The sequence below is a fragment of the Psychrobacter sp. AOP5-GZ1-6 genome, assembly GCF_052376345.1.
Taxonomy (GTDB): domain Bacteria; phylum Pseudomonadota; class Gammaproteobacteria; order Pseudomonadales; family Moraxellaceae; genus Psychrobacter.
Genome location: NZ_JBQSVP010000420.1, coordinates 1 through 207, shown reverse-complemented (window position 1 = coordinate 207; position 207 = coordinate 1). Strand labels below are relative to the sequence as shown.

Below are 207 nucleotides of genomic sequence, written 5' to 3'. Positions count from 1 at the left end.
GGTGATTCATACGATAATGCGTTGGCTGAAACGGTTAACGGACTTTATAAAACGGAGGTGATTGAATATTTAAAACAGCAGTGGCAAGGTGTGAGTGATGTTGAATTAGCAACCCTTGAATGGGTCGATTGGTTTAACAAAACTCGCATTCATAGTACGATTGGCTATGTGTCGCCTTTTGAGTTTGAGAGACGATACTATGATAGT

1 protein-coding gene is annotated in these 207 nt (G+C 40.1%); it reads left to right on the top strand.

Annotation, left to right across the window (positions count from 1 at the left end; genetic code table 11):
* The coding region (locus ACT3RN_RS16435; protein WP_444518921.1) for an integrase core domain-containing protein at window positions 1-207 on the top strand (207 nt) is incomplete at both ends.